This window comes from Streptomyces sp. AC627_RSS907, from assembly GCF_019049165.1.
Window position 1 is genome coordinate 1 of sequence record NZ_JAGMUE010001272.1, and the last position, 695, is coordinate 695.

A 695-nucleotide genomic window follows, 5' to 3' on the forward strand; every position below is an offset into this window, starting at 1 on the left:
ACCCTATACGGGGCGGGCCCGGGCCAGGCCCCGGGGACCGGCCCGTCAGCCGAGCCGGGCGGGCGCCTCGGTGCCCCGGCCGTCGCGGCGGGGCACCACCAGCGGCACCCCGGTCCGCGGGTGCGGCAGCACCTCGACCGGCTGCCGGTAGACGGCCGACAGCAGTTCCTCACCGAACACCTCGTCCGGCGGCCCGTCGGCCGCGATCCGCCCGCCGTGCAGCACGGCGGTGCGGTCCGCGTACGCCGCGGCCAACCCCAGGTCGTGCAGGACCACGACGACGGCGTCCCCCGCCGCGGCCCGCTCCCGGCACACCCGCAGCACCAACTCCTGGTGGCGCAGGTCCAGCGCGGCCGTCGGCTCGTCGAGCAGCAGCAGGGCCGTGCGCTGGGCCAACACCCGGGCCAGCGCGGTACGGGCGCGCTCGCCGCCGGAGAGCGCGCCGAAGGGGCGGTCGGCGAACGCGGCCACCTCCGTGGTGACCATGGCCGCCGCCACCGCCGGATCGTCCTCGTCCTCCGCCGGCGTGCCCACCCACGGGGCGCGGCCCATCCGTACCACCTCCTCCACCGTGAACGGGAAGGACAGCGCGGCGGACTGGGGCAGCACGGACCGGCGCAACGCCAACTCGCCCGGGCTCCAGTCGGCCACGGGGCGCCCGTCGACGCGTACGGTGCCCGTGGCCGGGGTCAGGT

The 695-nt window shown here is 78.3% G+C and carries 1 protein-coding gene; it reads right to left on the reverse strand.

Going from position 1 to position 695, the window contains the following annotated elements:
* Positions 1-45: 45 nt before the first annotated feature.
* Positions 46-695 (reverse strand): ATP-binding cassette domain-containing protein (locus KUM32_RS41440; protein ID WP_217146795.1); only part of this gene is annotated, 650 nt, incomplete at its 5' end.